This window comes from Phycisphaerae bacterium (assembly GCA_024102815.1).
Lineage (GTDB): Bacteria > Planctomycetota > Phycisphaerae > UBA1845 > UBA1845 > JAGFJJ01.
In genome coordinates this window covers 242042-259800 of record JAGFJJ010000069.1, presented here as the reverse complement: position 1 = coordinate 259800, position 17759 = coordinate 242042, and the positions used below count along the sequence as shown (strand labels likewise).

Annotated in this window: 19 protein-coding genes, 1 tRNA gene and 1 pseudogene; 3 read left to right on the top strand and 18 right to left on the bottom strand. The window is 61.4% G+C overall.

Going from position 1 to position 17759, the window contains the following annotated elements:
- Nucleotides 1-50: 50 nt before the first annotated feature.
- Nucleotides 51-1064 (top strand): hypothetical protein, encoded by a 1014-nt coding sequence (locus J5J06_17295; protein ID MCO6438852.1) that lies wholly within the window; start codon nt 51-53, stop codon nt 1062-1064.
- 329 nt (nt 1065-1393) lie between these two features.
- On the opposite strand, the gene J5J06_17290 is transcribed toward J5J06_17295, so the two are convergent.
- The 6 genes from J5J06_17290 to J5J06_17265 form a co-directional block, all read right to left on the bottom strand.
- A tRNA-His gene (locus J5J06_17290) sits at nt 1394-1467 on the bottom strand.
- A 236-nt stretch (nt 1468-1703) separates the two neighbouring features.
- Nucleotides 1704-2030 (bottom strand): hypothetical protein, encoded by a 327-nt coding sequence (locus J5J06_17285; GenBank protein ID MCO6438851.1) that lies wholly within the window; start codon nt 2028-2030, stop codon nt 1704-1706.
- A gap of 98 nt (nt 2031-2128) precedes the next feature.
- Nucleotides 2129-2419: a hypothetical protein gene (locus J5J06_17280; protein MCO6438850.1), complete on the bottom strand. Its 291-nt coding sequence runs from the start codon at nt 2417-2419 to the stop codon at nt 2129-2131.
- Nucleotides 2420-2519: 100 nt separating this feature from the next.
- Nucleotides 2520-2714, bottom strand: coding sequence for a hypothetical protein (locus J5J06_17275; GenBank protein ID MCO6438849.1), 195 nt, complete (start codon nt 2712-2714; stop codon nt 2520-2522).
- Nucleotides 2715-2787: 73 nt separating this feature from the next.
- Entirely contained in the window at nt 2788-3285 is a 498-nt protein-coding gene (locus tag J5J06_17270) for an HYExAFE family protein (protein ID MCO6438848.1), read from the bottom strand.
- Between the two features lie 29 nt (nt 3286-3314).
- Nucleotides 3315-3716, bottom strand: coding sequence for a YkgJ family cysteine cluster protein (locus tag J5J06_17265; GenBank protein MCO6438847.1), 402 nt, complete (start codon nt 3714-3716; stop codon nt 3315-3317).
- A 129-nt stretch (nt 3717-3845) separates the two neighbouring features.
- On the opposite strand from J5J06_17265, the gene J5J06_17260 reads away from it, so the two are divergent.
- Both J5J06_17260 and J5J06_17255 read left to right on the top strand, forming a co-directional pair.
- Complete coding sequence (locus J5J06_17260; protein ID MCO6438846.1) at nt 3846-4529, top strand: RsmD family RNA methyltransferase; 684 nt, start codon at nt 3846-3848, stop codon at nt 4527-4529.
- Nucleotides 4507-5748 (top strand): CCA tRNA nucleotidyltransferase, encoded by a 1242-nt coding sequence (locus J5J06_17255; GenBank protein ID MCO6438845.1) that lies wholly within the window; start codon nt 4507-4509, stop codon nt 5746-5748. Before J5J06_17260 ends, J5J06_17255 begins: the two co-directional genes overlap by 23 nt.
- A 2-nt stretch (nt 5749-5750) precedes the next feature.
- On the opposite strand, the gene J5J06_17250 is transcribed toward J5J06_17255, so the two are convergent.
- The 12 genes and pseudogenes from J5J06_17250 to J5J06_17195 form a co-directional block, all read right to left on the bottom strand.
- Nucleotides 5751-6041: a FliM/FliN family flagellar motor switch protein gene (locus J5J06_17250; GenBank protein ID MCO6438844.1), complete on the bottom strand. Its 291-nt coding sequence runs from the start codon at nt 6039-6041 to the stop codon at nt 5751-5753.
- Between the two features lie 117 nt (nt 6042-6158).
- Nucleotides 6159-7400, bottom strand: a complete 1242-nt coding sequence (gene fabF, locus J5J06_17245) for a beta-ketoacyl-ACP synthase II (protein MCO6438843.1) — start codon at nt 7398-7400, stop codon at nt 6159-6161.
- A 20-nt stretch (nt 7401-7420) separates the two neighbouring features.
- Complete coding sequence (acpP, locus tag J5J06_17240; protein MCO6438842.1) at nt 7421-7672, bottom strand: acyl carrier protein; 252 nt, start codon at nt 7670-7672, stop codon at nt 7421-7423.
- A 159-nt stretch (nt 7673-7831) separates the two neighbouring features.
- Complete coding sequence (fabG, locus tag J5J06_17235; GenBank protein MCO6438841.1) at nt 7832-8572, bottom strand: 3-oxoacyl-[acyl-carrier-protein] reductase; 741 nt, start codon at nt 8570-8572, stop codon at nt 7832-7834.
- 35 nt (nt 8573-8607) lie between these two features.
- Nucleotides 8608-9549, bottom strand: a complete 942-nt coding sequence (gene fabD, locus J5J06_17230; GenBank protein MCO6438840.1) for an ACP S-malonyltransferase — start codon at nt 9547-9549, stop codon at nt 8608-8610.
- 14 nt (nt 9550-9563) lie between these two features.
- Nucleotides 9564-10559 (bottom strand): ketoacyl-ACP synthase III, encoded by a 996-nt coding sequence (locus J5J06_17225; protein MCO6438839.1) that lies wholly within the window; start codon nt 10557-10559, stop codon nt 9564-9566.
- Nucleotides 10560-10758: 199 nt separating this feature from the next.
- Nucleotides 10759-10944: a 50S ribosomal protein L32 gene (rpmF, locus tag J5J06_17220; protein ID MCO6438838.1), complete on the bottom strand. Its 186-nt coding sequence runs from the start codon at nt 10942-10944 to the stop codon at nt 10759-10761.
- A gap of 204 nt (nt 10945-11148) precedes the next feature.
- A complete protein-coding gene (locus J5J06_17215) occupies nt 11149-14355 on the bottom strand; it encodes a hypothetical protein (protein MCO6438837.1) in 3207 nt (1068 codons plus the stop codon).
- A gap of 144 nt (nt 14356-14499) precedes the next feature.
- The gene (nth, locus tag J5J06_17210; protein ID MCO6438836.1) at nt 14500-15270 is read right to left on the bottom strand and encodes an endonuclease III; all 771 of its coding nucleotides are present in this window, start codon (nt 15268-15270) and stop codon (nt 14500-14502) included.
- A 47-nt stretch (nt 15271-15317) separates the two neighbouring features.
- A complete protein-coding gene (locus tag J5J06_17205) occupies nt 15318-15884 on the bottom strand; it encodes a class I SAM-dependent methyltransferase (protein ID MCO6438835.1) in 567 nt (188 codons plus the stop codon).
- Nucleotides 15885-15944: 60 nt separating this feature from the next.
- Nucleotides 15945-16448, bottom strand: a complete 504-nt coding sequence (locus tag J5J06_17200) for a DinB family protein (GenBank protein MCO6438834.1) — start codon at nt 16446-16448, stop codon at nt 15945-15947.
- 36 nt (nt 16449-16484) lie between these two features.
- A pseudogene (locus tag J5J06_17195) lies at nt 16485-17546 on the bottom strand (Mrp/NBP35 family ATP-binding protein).
- Nucleotides 17547-17759 lie beyond the last annotated feature (213 nt).

Sequence of the window (17759 nt, the reverse complement as noted above, 5' to 3'; positions counted from 1 at the left end):
ATTCACATACTTCGCGCCCCTGCGCGACGCTCTGCCGACTGTGTAATTCGATGGCGTCAAGTCATCAACAGCAATTCAGTGATATCAGCCGGCGTCTGCTCTATTCGCTTGCCCTGATTCCCATAATTCCGGCGACTTCCTCACTCCTGACCATATGCCTATGGGAAATGCGACCTCCTCCAGCCGCCTGGGACGAGTTGCGCTGCTGGCACCTTCTCCTGGCCACCCTGACTGAGGCCGCGGTAATAATCATCTGGCGTCGAATGGTCCTGTGGACGCTGGGGAAGTCGCTCCTCACCGGCATGATCGGGATGATTCCCTTCGTGCAGGTAGCCATCGCCCAAGGATGGTGGAGCTTTCAATCCAGCGGTTGTTTTGACTTCCGCCCGGAGCTTCTCCGTACGGGACAATTTCATCTCGGTCTGGGCTTCTGGAGCTGGCTGCTTGTGTGGGTATGGTGGGGGATGGAGAAAACCCGAATGCAGAGCGAAACGACCAAGACTTCTGAATCTCCAATCACGAAAAGTATATCGCCGCTTGGCATACGGATCATCCTTTCGATGGGCTATATTCCGGTCGTATTTGGCCTGTTCTGGATTGTGAGTGTGGCAATTGATTCGCTCGTCATATCACTCAACGACCCCTACGATATGGGAGTCTCTTACCTGGCCGGAAGCATTCCAGCCATCGTCATATGGGCGGTGATTTGGAAGCGCCTCCTGCCCGCACCCAAGCCGATGATTGCGCGGGCAGTACTTTGCGCCGTTCTTCTGATCGACATCCCGGCCGCCTTGTTGATGTTGGTTCCGAATTCGGCGACGCTGCTGCAGCAAACCCTTTACGTGGGCCCGATCATCGGTTGGGGAGTCTGGATGGGGCTCACGCCCCGGCTGTGGTTCCACGGAGTCGGATATGCACCCGGTGGGGGACCTGACGTGGATTGCCCCCGTTGCATCGAATGCGGCTACCCGCTCATCGGGCTTACCTCAACCCGCTGCCCGGAATGTGGAGCGGAGCCGACTTTGGATGAATTATGGCAAACGTGCGGCGGAGACTTGCACTGAACGAAGCGGGAACCCTCGCCAAGCTGACTTCCTTCCACCAAGTCAGAGGGCGAGTAGTCGCTTCACCAATGGAAGCCACGACGAGAAAATCCAATCGTGGTCCAAACAGATCAGCTGTGGCTCACGCTGCGTTGAAACCACGCCCGATATGAACCCCAACGCAGTGCGCCAATGTCGGAAATCAATCGACGCGTGTAGTTGTAATACTGCCGATTCGAACTGTTTGATCCGGTCGGCATCGTCCTCAAGCATGAACAGGAACATCTGGCGCTGTCGTCCAAGGTTACGAATCGGTCGTAACTCACCGCCATGAAGTCATTTACGGAAATTACCGACGGCTGGACTCGAACCAGCGACATCCTGCTCCACAGGCAGGCGCTCTAACCAACTGAGCTACGTCGGCGGCCAACTGTAGATTAACGCGACGCCGCCCGAAGGCAACACGCCGCAGTGGCCCGAGGCCATCTACGGCCGCGGACTGGCAACGAGCGGCGACGGGGGCTACGCTGCAATTCCTCGCCGTCCATCTCAGGGCGGGAGGAAACGCCCTGCTTTCGGATTTGCTCGAATGCAACAGAACATACATTATCGGACGTTGAATATTGCACTTGCTCACACCCGGTCCCAACCAGCATCCGCCTAGGGCCTGCCGCGTCGACCCGGCTGTGGCGCCTTGTTCTGACTTTCCAGGGCCGGGGCCAGATCGATTCCGGCGCGCAATTCGATTTCTTTGCGACCCGGGTTGAACTGGTACCCGGCTACTTTCTGCTCCTGGGCATCCAGAATGTACACGACGTCCTGGTCGTTCTGGAGGCCGACGCCCACGGTGATCACGTAGTCGCCGAGTGTCTGGGTCATGCCGGCCGCGAGGACCGGGGCAGGTCGTGTAGAAATGAGTAGGACGCCGACGAGAAGGATCGTCGCCGTCGTTGCCAGGATGCCGATCGTGAAATCTCTCGAATCCATCGTAGTCGCTCCAGGTTGGAGTTGATTAGGGGTTCCGTATTGCAATCGACGTTTCCGGGATGCTCGTAAGAGGCCTCGCGGGCCTGTGGAGCGGGCAGCTACTTCCGCCCGAAATCCTGTGCGAGGTCGCGCGATCCGCCATAGGCATAGTTGTTGAGCTGCGGATTCGTCGGGTAATACGCGTGCAGGCGGCGGTTGGCCTTGTCCACGACGTAGACCACGTCATAGGACCAGCCCTGTGCCTTCGCAGTAACCATGGCGAAGTCGCCGGGACGTGCCTTGGTCTGCCCGAAGGCCGTCGTCGGCGAGTAGCTGCCGGCGAGCAGGACCCCTAGTAGAAATAGGTTGATTCCGGCCAGCAGAACGATCCACGAGCGTCGAGTAAGCATCTCTGTTCTCCGGTGCGATTGGAATTCAGCCTGAACCACGGTTATTGAGGAGTGAGACGGTGCAGCACGGCGTGCGTCTTGCATGAGCCGAGTGCCGGCCTCAGGACAGGTGGGACCGCTTGGGATTCAGGAAGGAAGCAAGACAGACGATCACCACGATGCCTGCGGCGATTGCCCAGGTCACCACCACGCCCTCTTCGTCCGGCAGCCTGGCCGGCGTCTGAGCCATGGCCGCCGCCGCCGACAAATGCAGCACAGGAATCGCAACCATCGTCAGCACGCGTCGTAAGGTCATGCGCTTGAACCTCCCTTGACCGGTACATTATAGGCCCGCCGGGGATCCGGTAAAACGCCCTATCCTCGATGCTCTAATTCAAGGGTCGAAAAAGCGTGCGGAAGGCATCGGCGGGCAAGAATACGGTATCCCAAGATTTCGAGCGCTGTCGGGCGTAACGGTCGTACTGGGAAGCGGATATGTAACCGAAGTGATACCATCGGTTGCGAAACAGGTGGACGTGCTCGTCGCGCCCGATGTCGGACCATTCCGGATACCAGTAAACAAAGACGAGAACCGGCTCGAATCGCTCACCGAATACGCCGTGCCAGCGACGGAGGTCTTCGAGGTCTTCCCGCGTGACCCAGTTCTGGCGATGCGATGAGCGCCGGCCGGGTTCCGTCTCCATCTTGCGCCCCTTCGAATCCACGATCCACGCCGATTCCCCCGGACGGTAGACGATGAAATCGAAGGATTTGATGCGCGCGCCGCCGAAAATCGCCCGGCGCTGTTCGTCTACGGGAACATAGGGCCAGCCCCGCGAGCGGATGAAGTCCTCGAAGGCGGCTTCGTAATGATTGTTCCGGAGCATTCGCTACTTCCCCGGCAGGGTTGCGGCGTTCAGGCCGATTTGCGCTTCCGCGTGCGTCGCGTGGCGGGATCCGGTGCTCCCAGGCGGCGGCCGGTTTTTTTCTCGTAGTATTCTTCCAGCTGGCTGGCATGCGTAAAAAGATGCTCGTAGCCATACTGCCCGCCAACGTAATCGCAATCGCCCGGCTCGTATTCTCGGCAGATCTCCGGGCGCGTATCGTAGATCTGGCAAAGATTGTTCGCGCCGAGATGTTTGCATCGGGTCTGGATCTGGATGTACCAGTCGCCATCTTCTACGAACACGCTGATTCCCTCGTGCAGGATGTACCAGCGTATGTCATCGTAGTCGCGCTTCGAGCGTGGCTTGTCCAGGGGCAGGGCGAGGTATCGGCAGCACGCCGCCGTGCAATGTTCGCAGAGAATCGAGCCCATGCGGTTTCGTGTTCCTCTCAGCTTCGGGACGTCGCTGGCGATTATAGAACCGGGCATCACCCGGTCAAACGGGACAAGCGAAACCGGCAGCGCAGACGAACCTCTTTGCCGGACGTACCATGATACATCATGATGCGAATCATCGCCGGACAATGGCGAACGCGCCGCCTCGAGCGACCGCCCACCGAAACGACCCGGCCTATGCCCGCCCGGGTGCGGCAGAGTATATTTGATATCCTCTCGAGCTATTACGGATGCCCTGGACAGTTGCCACTCTTGGACGTCGCAGACGTCTTTGCCGGCAGCGGATCGATGGGACTTGAGGCCCTTTCCCGCGGGGCGCGCCGCTGCACCTTTTACGAGCGTGATCGCCAGGCCCTGGAATCGCTGCGAAGCAACATTCACAGTCTTCAGGCCGAAGCCCGGGCGGACGTCGTCACGGCTGATGCCTGGCGCGTCGCGACAAGACAGACCGAAAACCGCCCTTTCGACCTCATTTTCCTTGATCCGCCCTACGCCGACTCCATGGACACGACCGAATCAGGAAACGTGGTGGGTTTCCTTGCTCGCGCGGTCTCGGGCATTTCCGGGAGCCACTCCCGCAGTGCCTGCAACGAAGGTATTGAACGCGATTCGATGGTCGACAACGGAGTAATCCCGCTGGTGCTATTGCACCATCCGCGGCCAGTGCGATATCCGGATCCGCGGAACTGGTTCGTTCTCGACCGGCGCGAAATCGGCTCCAACGCGGTGAGCTTCTTTCGGCCGCGAGTTCGCGGCACAATAGCTAATGATGACCGGCTCCAAGCGTGACAATTGGGAAGCGGCGCTATTCGTTCTCCACGCGCTGCGCGCGCGTGGCTACCAGGCATTGCTGGCTGGCGGATGCGTTCGGGATCGACTCCTCGGCATCGAGCCCAAGGACTACGACGTGGCCACGAACGCTCCGCCGGAGAGCGTGCTGGCAATCTTTCCCCGGGGCCGCAAAGTCGGCGCCCAGTTTGGCGTTATCCTGGTTCGGAAATATGGCTTTGACATCGAGGTTGCCACATTCCGCACCGAGGGCGATTACTCCGATGGGCGACGCCCCGATCGGGTCATCTTCGGCACCGCGGCAGAGGACGCCCGTCGCCGAGATTTCACAATTAATGGCCTGTTCCTCGATCCCGACGCTGATCACATTATCGATTACGTCGGCGGCCGGGCCGATCTCGACGCCCGAATCCTGCGGACCATCGGTGATCCCCGGCTCCGCTTTGCTGAGGATCACCTGCGTATGCTCCGCGCAGTGCGGTTCGCCGGGCGGCTGGGTTTCACCATCGAGGCGGAGACCCTGCACCAGATTCAATCCCACGCCGAGCGATTGCGGCGCATCAGCCCGGAACGCATCCGTATGGAACTCGAAGCCATCCTTGAAGCGCCCACGCGGGCCCGAGGTTGGGAGCTGATACTCGAGACCGGGTTGCGCCCGCACCTGTCGGCCTCCTGGCCGGTCGATGCGAATGCGGACCAGGCGGCCCTGGCACGATACCAGGCGATGCCCGAAATACCCTCCGAATTCAGCCTGACGCTCGCCTCAGCCCTGTACAACGCCCCACCCGAGATTTCCGACCTGTTTCCGGCACTTCGGCTCAGTAATCGCCAAGCGGAAAGCGTTCGGTGGCTGGTCGCGTGCGCGCGAAGCCTCTCTGCCTGTCCCGACCTCGAGTTAGCCGATCTGAAGTTGCTGATGGCCCGGCCGGACTGGCCCGATCTGATATTCCTCCTTGAGGCCATCTGGAAATCGGAAGGGCGCGAGCCGGTTTTCCTGGATGGGCTGAAAGCCCGCGCGGCCATGATCGATGAGGACGCCGTGGCCCCCCCACCTTTCGTTACGGGCGACGATCTTCTGGCACTGGGCCTGACACCTGGACGGAAGCTGGGCCGAGTTCTCGACGCAGTTTACCGAGCTCAACTCAATGAAGAGATCACGGATCCGGACGCCGCGATGACCATGGTTCGCGGTCTGCTCGGTGCAGGTAGTGATGGGTAGTTTCACTTTTTTCCCAGCATCTCGATCCGGTCGTGGACGGATCGGACGCAGGTCAGTCGAACCCCGAAATTCTCGCCGACCTTGACGGCGTGGCCGCGCGCGATGGGCTGGTTGGCTACCACCAGGGTCAGTTCCGCGTCGAAAGGCACCTCGAACTCGATAATCGTGCCGACTTTCATCTCCAGGATCGATTCGATCGACATGTCCCGCTCGGCCAGTGTCACCGTTAGTGGCACGTCCAACTGGAGCAGGCGCGCTACGGTGTTACTGCCGGTACCAGGATTGGCTTGCATTGTCGCAGACGGCATATTTCACGGCGGTGCGCAGAACTCCACTTCCGGGCGCAAGCCAACCTTGAGCGCCCTGTCGTTCTTATCGACAGAGGCGTCGGCTCCACTCCAATCCCTTGGTCAGGCCCACTGGCGAATGACAATACAGGCGTTGTGGCCGCCGAATCCGAAGGAATTGCTCATGGCGATGCGAACCCGGGCGTCGCGCGCCGTGTTGGGGCAATAATCGAGATCGCAGCCCTCGGCGGGATGGTCCAGGTTGATCGTCGGAGGGATGGTGGCGTTGTGGATGGCGCGTATGCAGGCAACCGCTTCGACCCCCCCACTAGCCCCCAGAGAATGACCCACCGAGCTCTTCGTGCTGCTGACCACGAGGCGGCTGGCAGCCGAGCCGAACACCTGCTTGATCGCTGTGGTCTCGGCCACGTCACCAAGCGGCGTTCCCGTCCCGTGGGCGTTAATGTAGTCCACGTCGCTGGGCGCGACGTGGGCGTCTTCCAAGGCCAAGCGCATGGCCTCGGCGGCGCCGGCTCCGCTCTCGGCCGGCTGCGTAAGATGCTCGGCGTCGCACGTCGTGGCGAAACCGATGACTTCTGCCAGAATATTCGCCCCCCGCTGTCGGGCGTGTTCGAGCTCCTCAAAGATCAGAACACCGGCGCCCTCGGCCAGCACGAATCCGTCCCGGTCCCGATCGAAAGGTCGGCTTGCCACTTCGGGCTGATCATTGCGCGAGCTCAATGCCTTCATCGATGCAAATGCCGCCAGAGCGAGAGGCGTGAGAGCCGCCTCAGAACCGCCCGTGAAGATCACGTCGGCCTCGCCGCGGCGGATACGATGCAATGCGATCCCCATCGCGTTCGTCGCGGAAGCACAGGCCGTACTGACCGCAATGCTCTCGCCCTTCGCACCATATTGAATAGATATGTTGCCGGCGGCCGCGTTGACCATCAGCTTGGGAATGGTGAATGCGGAAACCTTGCCCGGGCCCTTTTCCGCCAGACGTGTGAACTGCTCTTCGAGCTCGTTCATACCTCCGATGCCCGACCCGATGATGGCCGCCAGGCGACGCGGGTTCTCCCTGGATACGTCGAGGCCCGACGCCCGCAGGGCTTCATCGGCCGCGATCATCGCCAGGGTCGAGAATCGATCGAGCCGCTTGACGAGCTTTCGGTCGAGATATTGGTCCGGCTGGAACGAGGGAATTTCCCCGCCGATGCGCACATCAAACCCTGAGGCGTCAAAAAGAGACACCGGGCGGATGCCGCTTCGGCCTTGAACAAGCCCATCCCACAGCGGGTCGACGCCGATACCGAAGGGTGTAACGGCGCCCATCCCGGTTATGACCACGCGCTTACCGGACATGGTGACGACCAAAAACCTGGCTACCCGGCCTTACGATGCTGTTTGATGTACTCGATGGCCTCGCCGACGGTCTTGAGCTTCTCAGCCTCCTCATCAGGAATGGTGAGGTCAAACTCGTCTTCGAGTTCCATTACCAACTCGACTATGTCGAGCGAGTCCGCATTGAGATCATTCTGGAACGACGATGAGAGCGTGATTTCGCCCTTATCTACGCTGAGCTGGTCAGCGACAACCTGAATGACCTTCTCCTGAATTTCCTCAAGAGAATGCACGCCGCAGTCCTCCCGTAATTAGCGTATAGCGGTACCGCGCACCGCGAATTGTCGGAATCCTATACCGTCCGCCCTTCCCGAGCAAGGCACGCCGATCCTCAACTTCAAAGCCGCCAATCAGACCTCTGGAATCTGCCACCCCGCCCGAACGGATGACCATTACATGTGCATCCCGCCGTCCACGAGGAATACCTGGCCGGTGATATACGACGCACCCGGCCCGGCCAGAAATGACACCATCTCGGCGACTTCCCGCGCTTCGCCCATCCGCCCCAACGGGACAAACTGCTTGACCGATTCCTTGATCTTATCGGGAAGCACGTCGGTCATGTCCGTGGCAATGAAGCCCGGGGCAACGACGTTGCAGGTGATATTGCGCTTCCCCAGCTCTTTGGCGATCGACTTGGAAAGGCCGATCAGGCCCGCCTTGCTCGCCGCGTAATTCGCCTGCCCGGCATTGCCCATGACACCCGAAACGCTGCCGATGTTGATGATCCTGCCGTTCCGCTGCCGGACCATGTATTTGCTGACCGAGCGCGTCAGCCAGAACGCCGAACGCAGATTCGTCGTCAACACGCTCTCGAACTGCTCGTCTTCCATATTCAGAAGCAGGCCATCCCGCGTGATACCGGCATTATTGACCAGGATGTCGATGCGCCCGAATGACTCGGCCACGCTGTCCACGAAGGCCTCAACGGCAGACCGGTCGGTCACGTCAAGCGTACGAGGCTCGATCCGTCCCGGAAGCTCACGCCGGCGAACCTCCTCGGAGAGCGACTGAAGCGCTTCCGCTGATCGGGCCGAAGCAATGACCGTGGTGCCATGCTCGGCCAGGACCTCGCAGATTGACCGGCCGATACCCCGGCTTCCTCCTGTGACGATGGCGATTTGCCCGCTCATTGGCGATTTCCTGCCCTGCGTCAAAGTCCGCTTGTTTATACCGGCTGACCGGCCACGGCCCCGCCGATGGCCGCGACCGCGCTGACATTCACACAACGCGCCGCGCGATCGATCTTACGCATCAGGCCGGTAAGCACCCGCCCCGGACCCATCTCCACGAAGCTCTCAGCCCCGTCCTTTTGCAACCTCTCCACACACTGTTGCCAAAGAACAGGTTCGACCAGTTGCCGAGAGAGCGCCTGACGGATGGATTCCGGGGCGCCATGGTAATTCGCGTCCACGTTGGCCGCGACGCGCACGCTCGGTGATCGGATCGTTGTGCGGAGCAATTCTTCCTGCAATCCCCGCGCAGCCGGTTCCATAAGCGGCGAGTGAAACGCCCCGGCCACCGGCAATCGTACCGACCGAAGCCCCGATTCCTCCGCCAGTTTGGCGACGCGATCGCAGGCACTCGCATGCCCCGAAAGCACGATCTGGCCGGGACAGTTGAAATTCGCGGTCACGAGCACTTCGCCCTCGCGGGCGCGGTTGCACAGTTCCTTGGCGGTGGGAATATCAGCACCGACCACGGTGACCATTCCGCCGGCCGACGCTTCCGCCGCCTCTTGCATCAGCTCGCCGCGACGCCGCACGAGCCGGACCGCATCGACGAACTCGATCGCCCCGGCGGCGCACAGAGCCGAGTATTCCCCAAGACTAAGTCCGGCCGCGAATTCAAATTGATCCAGGGAGCCGCCCGCTTCCAGAAACGCCTCCCAGATCGCCATGCTCGTCACGAAAATCGCAGGCTGCTGAACGTCCGTCTTTTCGAGCAGACTTGCCGGGCCTTCGAAACACGCCGTGGCGAGGTCAAATCCCAGTACGTCATTGGCACGCTGGAAAACACTCCGGCCGGCAGAACTTGACGCCGCAATGTCGGCGCCCATGCCGACTTGCTGCGCCCCCTGTCCCGGGAATACGACTGCTGAATGAACCATGGAGCAGACTCCTCCTACAACCGTAAGATCATCAGGCCCCACGACAGCCCGGCACCGATGGCCACCATCAGAATCAGATCGCCGGCCTTGACCCGCCCCGCCTTGCGCGCCTCGTGCAAGGCAATGGGCACGGAAGCCGCCGAAGTATTCCCGTAGCGATCGATGTTCATGGAGACCCGCTCCGCCGGCAGCCCGAGTTTCTCTCGCACCGACTCGATGATCCGCATGTTGGACTGGTGCGGGATAATCAAGCGGATATCCTCCGGCGTCAGGTTGCAGGATTCCAACGCCCGATCGATGAGTTCCTGCATCTTGTTGACGGCGAAGCGATAGACCTCACGCCCCTTCATGCGCAGATAGTGCAGACGCTCCGCGACGGTATTCGATGACGTCGCCAGGCGCGATCCGCCCGCCGGGATCCAAATATGATCCGTCCGTGACCCCTCGCAGCCCAATTCCGAGTACAGAATCCCTTGTTCCGGATCGTTCGAACGCGAATAAACCACCGCTCCCGCCCCATCTCCGAAGAGTACGCAGGTCGTTCGATCCTCCGCGTCAGCCACCCGCGTGAGAACCTCGGCACCCACGACGAGCACGTTCTCGTAAACGCCCGAAGAGAGCAGACCGGAGACAAGCGATGAGCCGTACAGGAAACCCGCGCAGGCCGCACTGACATCCATGGCTGCGGTTGGCTTGGCGGACCCCAGCCCCGCCTGAATGAAGGCTGCCGTTGCAGGAAATGGATGATCGCCCGTGGCCGTACAGCAAACGATTAGGTCGATGTCGTCGGCAGAGATCCCCGCGTCCTTCAGCGCTGCCCGCGATGCTTCGAGAGCCAGATCGGAAGCAGCCTGCTCCGGCGCCGCGTAGTGCCTCTCCCTGATCCCCGTACGGGTAACGATCCACTCGTCGGTGGTGTCCAGGTAATTGCAGAAGCTCTGGTTATCACGGACGTCCGCCGGAACGTACATCCCTGTGCCCCGGACGCGGACGGGCATTCGCAATGTCATCCTTCTCGGTTCCCTGGATAGACTGCGTGCCGGCGGTCAGGCCGAGCTTCTCTGCTAAGGACGGATCAATCGAACCAGGAAGCCATGACGAACCCCGCGCCGGGGCCCCGCCCTTCTGCCCGATTCATTACGCCGATGGCTGTCTCGGCGGATTAGCTGTCGTGTTTGCTCAATAGCCGTTCTTGAAGCCGCGCCGCAATTATTCTTCTTCCTTACCCACCGGCAGCACAAGCTTGGCACTGACGTAACCACAAAGCTCGCATGCCGTATGCGGCAACTTGGGTTTCCCACACTTCGGACACGGGCTGAGCGTGACTGCGCGCAACGCATGATGCGCCCGCCGCGTCCGACTTCGCGATTTCGATTTCTTCTGAACCGGGAGCATGTAAACAATTCCTCCTCCGAGGACACCAATCGGAGGCATCCAACGGGGTCTGTTAATCTGGGCGACCAGGCTTTGGGGCGCTCGCTCTGCGGCCCTGAACTACACCTCCCGCGCAGCGTATTTCGGAGGGCAATACTTGTCAAGAAAGCGCCACCAACTCGTTCCGGCAGCGGAATTCACTGGGCGAAACTCAAAAAAGAACCGTTACGGGCAGTCGCTCGGCACCGAGAACGGATACGGCTCAAACGCGAACGCCCGGACGGTCTGAAGGATATCGTTACCGTTTACCAGCCCGTCAGGCGCCTCAGGATGCAAATCAGCCCATGTCATTGGAGGCGACGCCGAACCTTGCTGGAATCCCTGCACTACGGCTGTAATGTCAAACCCGCCCACATTGCCGTCCGGCGGCAGCCACTCTTGTGCGACACCGTCGAACGTTCCGACGACGTCCGCCCAGAAACGCCCGTCGGCCGGGATCGGCGTCGTATTCACGACCAGATCTCCCGAGAACAGGACGCCGTCATAGCTGGAGCGAACGGCATAGCTCGATCCGGGCACGATTGGGCAGTCGCCCACGTGCACGACGGATTCCGACCAGACCCGCGGTGCGGGCGGACTGGCCGACAGCCGCGAAACGCCCATGGCGTTTGGCGCGTCCACCCATCCGACGATGCCAGGGGTCCCCGGCCCGCTCAGCAGTTCGACCTGGAAGTTCACCGCGTCTGTGCCATTATTGGGCGCGAAGGAGATGTACCGGTTTGTTTCGGCGCTGTCCGGCCAATCGGCGGCAATCGGACTGGCCGCTCCGCAGACGAGGTCGAATACCTCCAATGCATCCACTCCCGCCTCAATGACCGAGCCGCCGCCGAAGTCCGAGGCGATGAACCGAATTCGGACGGAGTTGGTATAGTCGATCAGCCCGGCAAGCGGGAGCATGCGGAAATACCAGCCTCCGGCTGCTTCAATGCCGGTCGGCCCTACCCGCTCCAGAAGCGTCCAAGTGGCCCCGTTATCGTCACTGACCTGCACATCGAAAACGTCGGCTTGCGGATTGTCACCGGCGGTGTTCGAGTACCAACGGGCGTAGCGGACGTACGGATTGCCCATTCCCGTCAGGTCAAAGGCCGGGGAGGTGAGGATCGTATCACCGTTGTCCACGTCGGAGTTGCCCGCCACGTTGTCCGTAACGTAGCACTGGCCGGAACCATCGTAGTCGGTGGGCGGGTCGCCGCGACTGCCGCCGCCGGCAGGTATGCCTCGGGTCCACTGCCCGTCCGTGGCGGTGCCCGAGACCGCCCAGCCCGGCGCCGACTCGAAATCAAAGGACGCTTCGACATCCACGCCGGTGGCCACAATCCGTGCGTAAGGGGCGCTCTCGCCGTTCGGTGGATCGTACATCGGACCGAACCCACTCGCCTCCGCCGAGACGAAGAACTCCAAGACCTCACCGCAAGTAGCCGCGGGAATCTCCCCCTGATACGAATTCGGGCTTGACTCCGTCATGGACGCGGTGATGAATCCCCCGCTCGTGCCGTTCCGCCAATGCAACACGCCGGAACCCGGCACGGGACTGCCGTTCGTCGGCACAACGTCTACGAGCAGCGGGTAGGGCGCTCCCGGCGGAATCGTGGATGGAATGCCCTGCGGATAGGAAAACTCGATGGCCTGGACCGGCGGGCAATCGATTCCATGCGCACCGAAGGCCGTGCAGATCTCGCTCCAGTGCGGCGAGCCGTTGTTGATGTTCGCGTCGTCGTCATCCAGCGTCAGGAAGTCGATCGCGATCTGCGGCGTGATACCCGATCCCGAGTGCAGCAGAATGGAGTTGACCGTCAGGTTACGAACAATCGCCAGGCCCATGAGCGGTTGGCTCTGCCCCAGATTCTCGCGCAGGTCCCAGACGCACCCGGACAGCAGATTTCCGCAATCATGGGATTCGCTGCCGCACGTGGAGCAACTCGTCGCGCTGTACTGGCAGTTGTTGTCCGCATTGCGTAGCGGCGTGTTGCAATCGTTAAAAAAGAACCCGTAGCCCAGGCCTGGGTCATCGGCCACCAGCATGGCGATGCAGTCGGACATGCCCTCGCCATATTCTGCCTGACCGCTTCCGGCCATCTCCACCAGGTGGTGGCCGTATTCGTGCTGCGACACGCTGGCGAAAGACGTGTTGCCGTACGTCGATGTCGCCCGGCAGAAATTGAGGGCGCTGCCGTCATACCAGGCGTTCCCCGGGCAATAGAAATCGTTGCGGTTCACCCGGACGGTGAAATTGGTTTGTGTGGATACGACCGGATACGTGGGATGTACGCTGAGCACGAAATCACGCACGTCGTTGGCGTTCATGTACCCGTTGACCTGGGCGAGAACCAGCTCGTCGGTGTTCGGCAGGTTATGTACAAAGCTGGCCGGACCAGGCGGGGTGACCGTCTGCGTGAGCTCCTCCGTAATTCCCGCCGCATTGATCACCTGGAAGTACTGCCCGCGAATCGGCGAAAGGACGGTCACGGAACTCGTGCCGGCGTTGGGAATCTCGAAATTCCCGAACGGCGTGGCGAATGCGGATGCGCCGCCCTGAATGGAGACCGTGGCATACCGGAATGCCGCGGACACTTCATTGGTGCACTGGGCCGCCTTGGGACCCGGCGTGTAGTTGCCGGTGACGCTGCCCAGTACGTTCTCGAAAACGATCAGGTCTTCGTCGAGGAGGATTTCCCCGGTGGCGTTATCGACGACCAGGCGATGCTTGAAGTACTCACCGGCTGCGGGATTGCCGCCTTCCGCGACGAAAGAAACCGCCACGCGCGGGTCGGACGCCGCCTCTTCAGGCCCCGCCCAAATGACGGCCCGCTCCTCCGCAAACCGATCGACCTGCGGAAACCTGCTCACGACTGCCGCACGGGCGGAGGCGAAGTCGGCCACCGGTCCACGCTGCGCGGCGTTGAAACCGCCCAGATTTCGCAGGTTCGACCGTGCCCACACCGCCGGGTGGCCCGGCTCGTTCCGCACCAGCACCCGCAGCTCTCTCCCGTAAACCGGCAGCCCGCTGCGAACCTGGTTGTAATAGGCCAGCGTAAACTTGTACGAGCCCGTGTCCGGGTCAAACATGACCCCAACGGTCTCGCGATTGTTGTCGACCAGGCTTCCCGGTGCCAAATCGGCCGGATCCGCCCCCAGCAGTTGGGCGTATTGGACGGCAACCTGATCGGCCGACTCGCGCGCTGAGCCCCCGTTGGCCAGCGCGACGCCGAACAGTGCCACGACGCGACCCTGCTCTTCCCGGACTTGAACACCGGGTCTTTCCGCTTTGAGTTGTTCAATCGCCGCCCGGTAATCGAACGGTTCGGTTTGTCCGCTGGCAACGGCCAGCGAGCCGCACAGCAAGAAGAACGCAACTAGACCTGATCGCAACATTCCAGACCCTTTCCAATTGATCTGACGAGCCGGTGCTCAGCCGGCCGCAAGAGACTGTGTAGAGTCGCTATCTTAGCACATTCTTATGGGGCCGGGAAATACGAAATTTGGCCCAGGTGCCCGCCGGCGCTCGACGCGCGATGCTCAGCGGACGGCAGATTCTGAAGTTGATCGGGGCTTGCGGCTTGTTTTCTTCAGTCTCACTGCCGGTGCCGGACTGTCGGATGTGAGCTCGGCCGAGGGACACCATCGCGAAAGCGCACACCCCGGGCAATTTGGTTTGCGCGCCGAACAGACCCTTCGTCCATGCCAGATCAAAGCGTGGCCGACAAATGTCCATTCGGACTGCGGGACGACGGCCATGAGGTCGCGTTCGATTTTTACGGCATCCTTGCTGTCTCGCGCGCTGGGCGCCAGGGCCAATCTGAGCGCCAGTCGCCCAATGTGCGTATCCACCACCACGCCTGCGTTCCTACCGAACGCCGTTCCCAGAACGACATTGGCCGTCTTTCTCGCGACGCCCGGCAGGCTGATCAGCGCGTCCATGTCGCTGGGAACTTCGCCGCCAAAGCTCTCCACAATTCGCTGCGCAGCAGCTTTGATGTTCTTGGCCTTTTGGCGGAAAAAGCCCGTCGGTCGAATGATCCGTTCGATATCGGCGAGTGAAGCGGCAGCCAGGTCGGGCGCCGTCGCGTAGGCCGCGAACAGCGCGGGCGTAACCTTGTTGACCGTCTCGTCCGTGCTTTGAGCGGAAAGAATGGTGGCGACGAGGAGTTGGAACGGATCGCAATGACGAAGGGCGCAGTCAGCTTCGGGATAGAGCGCATGCAATTGCGCGACGATCTTGCCGGCGCGCCGGCGGCGCTGCGCGGGCGATTCCCCCGTTTCCAGTCGGGCAGGTTGAGGCTTGGCCATTTCCAGTTTCTCCCCGGCGGAAGGCTCCTCGTACAGATTGATCGACCCTACCCGCCGCGCTTCACCGACAAAGCCATACCGTTCCCGATGGGCACGATCACCGTGAAGAAATCGTCGCGCCGATGGATCCACTCCAGAAACGGCGCCAACTGCGTGGCATGAGACGTCGTGTTGTCCGTCAGAAGGATGGCACGCTCCGAGAGTTTCTCCGCCAGGATTTCCACATAGCGGATGCAGTTTTCCTTGTCGGCGTCGTTGAGCACGAAGTCGATCGGCCCGTCGATCGCAGGCAGCAGGTCCACGGCCCTCCCTACGCGGAAGTCCACCACATGGCTCAGTCCGGCCTCTTCAAATCGGACACGTGCCGTGTCGGTCTTGCGCCGCTCGCGATCGATGGTGATAAGTTGCCCGCCCGACGCCGCCAGCCCGGATGCGATCCAGATTCCGCTGTAGCCGTAACTCGTGCCGATTTCCACGACCCGCCGGCATCCGCGGGAAAGTACGAGCGCGTGAACGAATTCGGCCGATTCCCTGGGGAGATTCAGGGCGTCGTCCGTTCGGGACATGAAGTGTTCGAGTTCCGCGAGGACGGTCTGTACGCGTTGGGGATCCATGAGATTCCTGTTCCTCGTATGATGCTTCGCCTTAGCGGGGTCTTGCCGTGCGCGGCAGTGCTACCGGAGAAACGGCTTGCCCAACAAGCGGCGAATCGTGGCGATCTGGCCAGCGTGAAACGCCTCGTGTCGATTGCAGTGCGCCACCACCCCGGCCTTGTCCCGGTAATGCGGGTGGATGCTCTTTCCGTCGGCGCCGAATGCCGGTTCCGCTAACAAGGCATCTGACATGTTCCGTACCGCGTCCACCGTCCGGATATGAATCTGCTTCATGGCGTCGAGGACGACGGCCGGAGCGGGATAGTCATGCTCCCTTGCCGATTTCACCGGGCCGCCAATCGGGAAATGCGACTTGAATCCGGCGTCGATAAACGGCTTACCCAGACACCGATCAAAAACGAGGGTATGCTGGGAGGATGCCAAATGACCGCAAAGCCACAGCGCATGCGCCAGCCCCGGCGCCGGCTGATAGAACCACTCGTCTCCCTCGATGTCCGCGATCAGCTTGAGCGTCCAGTCGCGGGTTCCGTCAATCTGGTCGGCCAGCAAGTCCGAGATTTTCATGCGCATATCCTTGAGGGCGGTTCGCCGATCCGACGGTTATTCGATCGACAGCGTGGGCGCTCCGGATACTTCCTGGCTCCTTATGCTGATCCTGCCGGCGGTCGCGGCGACCACCTGGTCCAGCGCCTGGCGGACGTGATCGTCGGTGTCGGTAAACAGCCTGCCGGGTTCGCCACGATCGCCGTGAACGCGAATCTGAGCGTTCAGCGGAATTTCGCCCAGGAAGGGCACGCCCATTTCCTCGGCCGCGCGCCGCGCGCCGCCGTGATCGAATAACTCGTCACGATGCCCGCAATTCGGGCAGAGGTAATAGCTCATATTCTCGATGATGCCCAGGCACCCCACGTTCAGATGTTCGTACATGCGAACCGCCCGACGTGCATCGAGCAAGGCGACATCCTGGGGCGTACAGATAACCACCGCCCCGGTGAGCGCGGGGATGGACTGCGCCAGCGTCAGCGGCACGTCACCGGTTCCCGGCGGCAGGTCAACGATCAGGTAGTCAAGTTCGCCCCACGCCACCTGCTCGAGAAACTGCTTGATGACTCCGTGGGCCATGGGACCACGCCAGATCAGCGGCTTGTCGCGGTCCACCATGAATCCGATGCTGATCACCTTCACGCCGCCCGCATCGACGGGAATGATCATGTTGTCCTGCACCTCCGGCCGGGCTCCTTCGATTCCCGTCAGCGTCGGAATGCTCGGACCATAGACGTCGGCATCGAGCAATCCCACCGACGCCCCACTGCGGTGAAGTCCATAGGCCAGCAGGACCGCGGCCGTGCTCTTGCCCACGCCACCCTTGCCCGCGCCCACGGCCAGAATGTTCTTCACGCCCGGCAACTGTTCCGCCCCTGCTCCTCGAGTGGAGCGGACCTGGGCACCCCACTCGATCGTCACATTGCCGATTTCCGACAGGGAAGCCAGGGCCTGCCGGACGTCGTGCTCGATCTGGTCCTTCATGGGACATGCCGGCGTGGTGAGCTCAATCTTGAGCTGCACCCGGGAGCCGTCCAGCCGGATGTCGCGGACCATGTTGAGCGAAACGATGTCGCGGTGGAGTTCGGGATCCCTTACCGTCTTGAGCCGTTCGAGAATCGCGTCTGGGGTCAGCGCAGCCACCGGAAACACCTCGTGAGGATGGAAAGGCGCTAAGAAATAACAGGGCCGATCGCTCGGCCCGCGGTTACCGGACTATAGTGATAGGAGGTTCATGACGCCAGCGGGTACCGCCGGTGGTACCGGCTCTGCGATGCCGACGCCTTCTGACTGGCAACGGGTGAACGATCCAAGTATTCTCAGGTTCCAGGT

Excerpts from the sequence above, each read along its gene's own strand:
- J5J06_17295 (MCO6438852.1), top strand. The coding sequence starts at position 51 with ATGGCGTCAAGTCATCAACAGCAATTCAGTGATATCAGCCGGCGTCTG.
- J5J06_17285 (MCO6438851.1), bottom strand. The coding sequence starts at position 2,030 with ATGGATTCGAGAGATTTCACGATCGGCATCCTGGCAACGACGGCGACG.
- J5J06_17280 (MCO6438850.1), bottom strand. The coding sequence starts at position 2,419 with ATGCTTACTCGACGCTCGTGGATCGTTCTGCTGGCCGGAATCAACCTA.
- J5J06_17275 (MCO6438849.1), bottom strand. The coding sequence starts at position 2,714 with ATGACCTTACGACGCGTGCTGACGATGGTTGCGATTCCTGTGCTGCAT.
- J5J06_17270 (MCO6438848.1), bottom strand. The coding sequence starts at position 3,285 with ATGCTCCGGAACAATCATTACGAAGCCGCCTTCGAGGACTTCATCCGC.
- J5J06_17265 (MCO6438847.1), bottom strand. The coding sequence starts at position 3,716 with ATGGGCTCGATTCTCTGCGAACATTGCACGGCGGCGTGCTGCCGATAC.
- J5J06_17260 (MCO6438846.1), top strand. The coding sequence starts at position 3,846 with ATGATGCGAATCATCGCCGGACAATGGCGAACGCGCCGCCTCGAGCGA.
- J5J06_17255 (MCO6438845.1), top strand. The coding sequence starts at position 4,507 with ATGATGACCGGCTCCAAGCGTGACAATTGGGAAGCGGCGCTATTCGTT.
- J5J06_17250 (MCO6438844.1), bottom strand. The coding sequence starts at position 6,041 with ATGCAAGCCAATCCTGGTACCGGCAGTAACACCGTAGCGCGCCTGCTC.
- fabF (MCO6438843.1), bottom strand. The coding sequence starts at position 7,400 with ATGTCCGGTAAGCGCGTGGTCATAACCGGGATGGGCGCCGTTACACCC.
- fabG (MCO6438841.1), bottom strand. The coding sequence starts at position 8,572 with ATGAGCGGGCAAATCGCCATCGTCACAGGAGGAAGCCGGGGTATCGGC.
- fabD (MCO6438840.1), bottom strand. The coding sequence starts at position 9,549 with ATGGTTCATTCAGCAGTCGTATTCCCGGGACAGGGGGCGCAGCAAGTC.
- J5J06_17225 (MCO6438839.1), bottom strand. The coding sequence starts at position 10,559 with ATGACATTGCGAATGCCCGTCCGCGTCCGGGGCACAGGGATGTACGTT.
- rpmF (MCO6438838.1), bottom strand. The coding sequence starts at position 10,944 with ATGCTCCCGGTTCAGAAGAAATCGAAATCGCGAAGTCGGACGCGGCGG.
- J5J06_17215 (MCO6438837.1), bottom strand. The coding sequence starts at position 14,355 with ATGTTGCGATCAGGTCTAGTTGCGTTCTTCTTGCTGTGCGGCTCGCTG.
- nth (MCO6438836.1), bottom strand. The coding sequence starts at position 15,270 with ATGGCCAAGCCTCAACCTGCCCGACTGGAAACGGGGGAATCGCCCGCG.
- J5J06_17205 (MCO6438835.1), bottom strand. The coding sequence starts at position 15,884 with ATGGATCCCCAACGCGTACAGACCGTCCTCGCGGAACTCGAACACTTC.
- J5J06_17200 (MCO6438834.1), bottom strand. The coding sequence starts at position 16,448 with ATGAAAATCTCGGACTTGCTGGCCGACCAGATTGACGGAACCCGCGAC.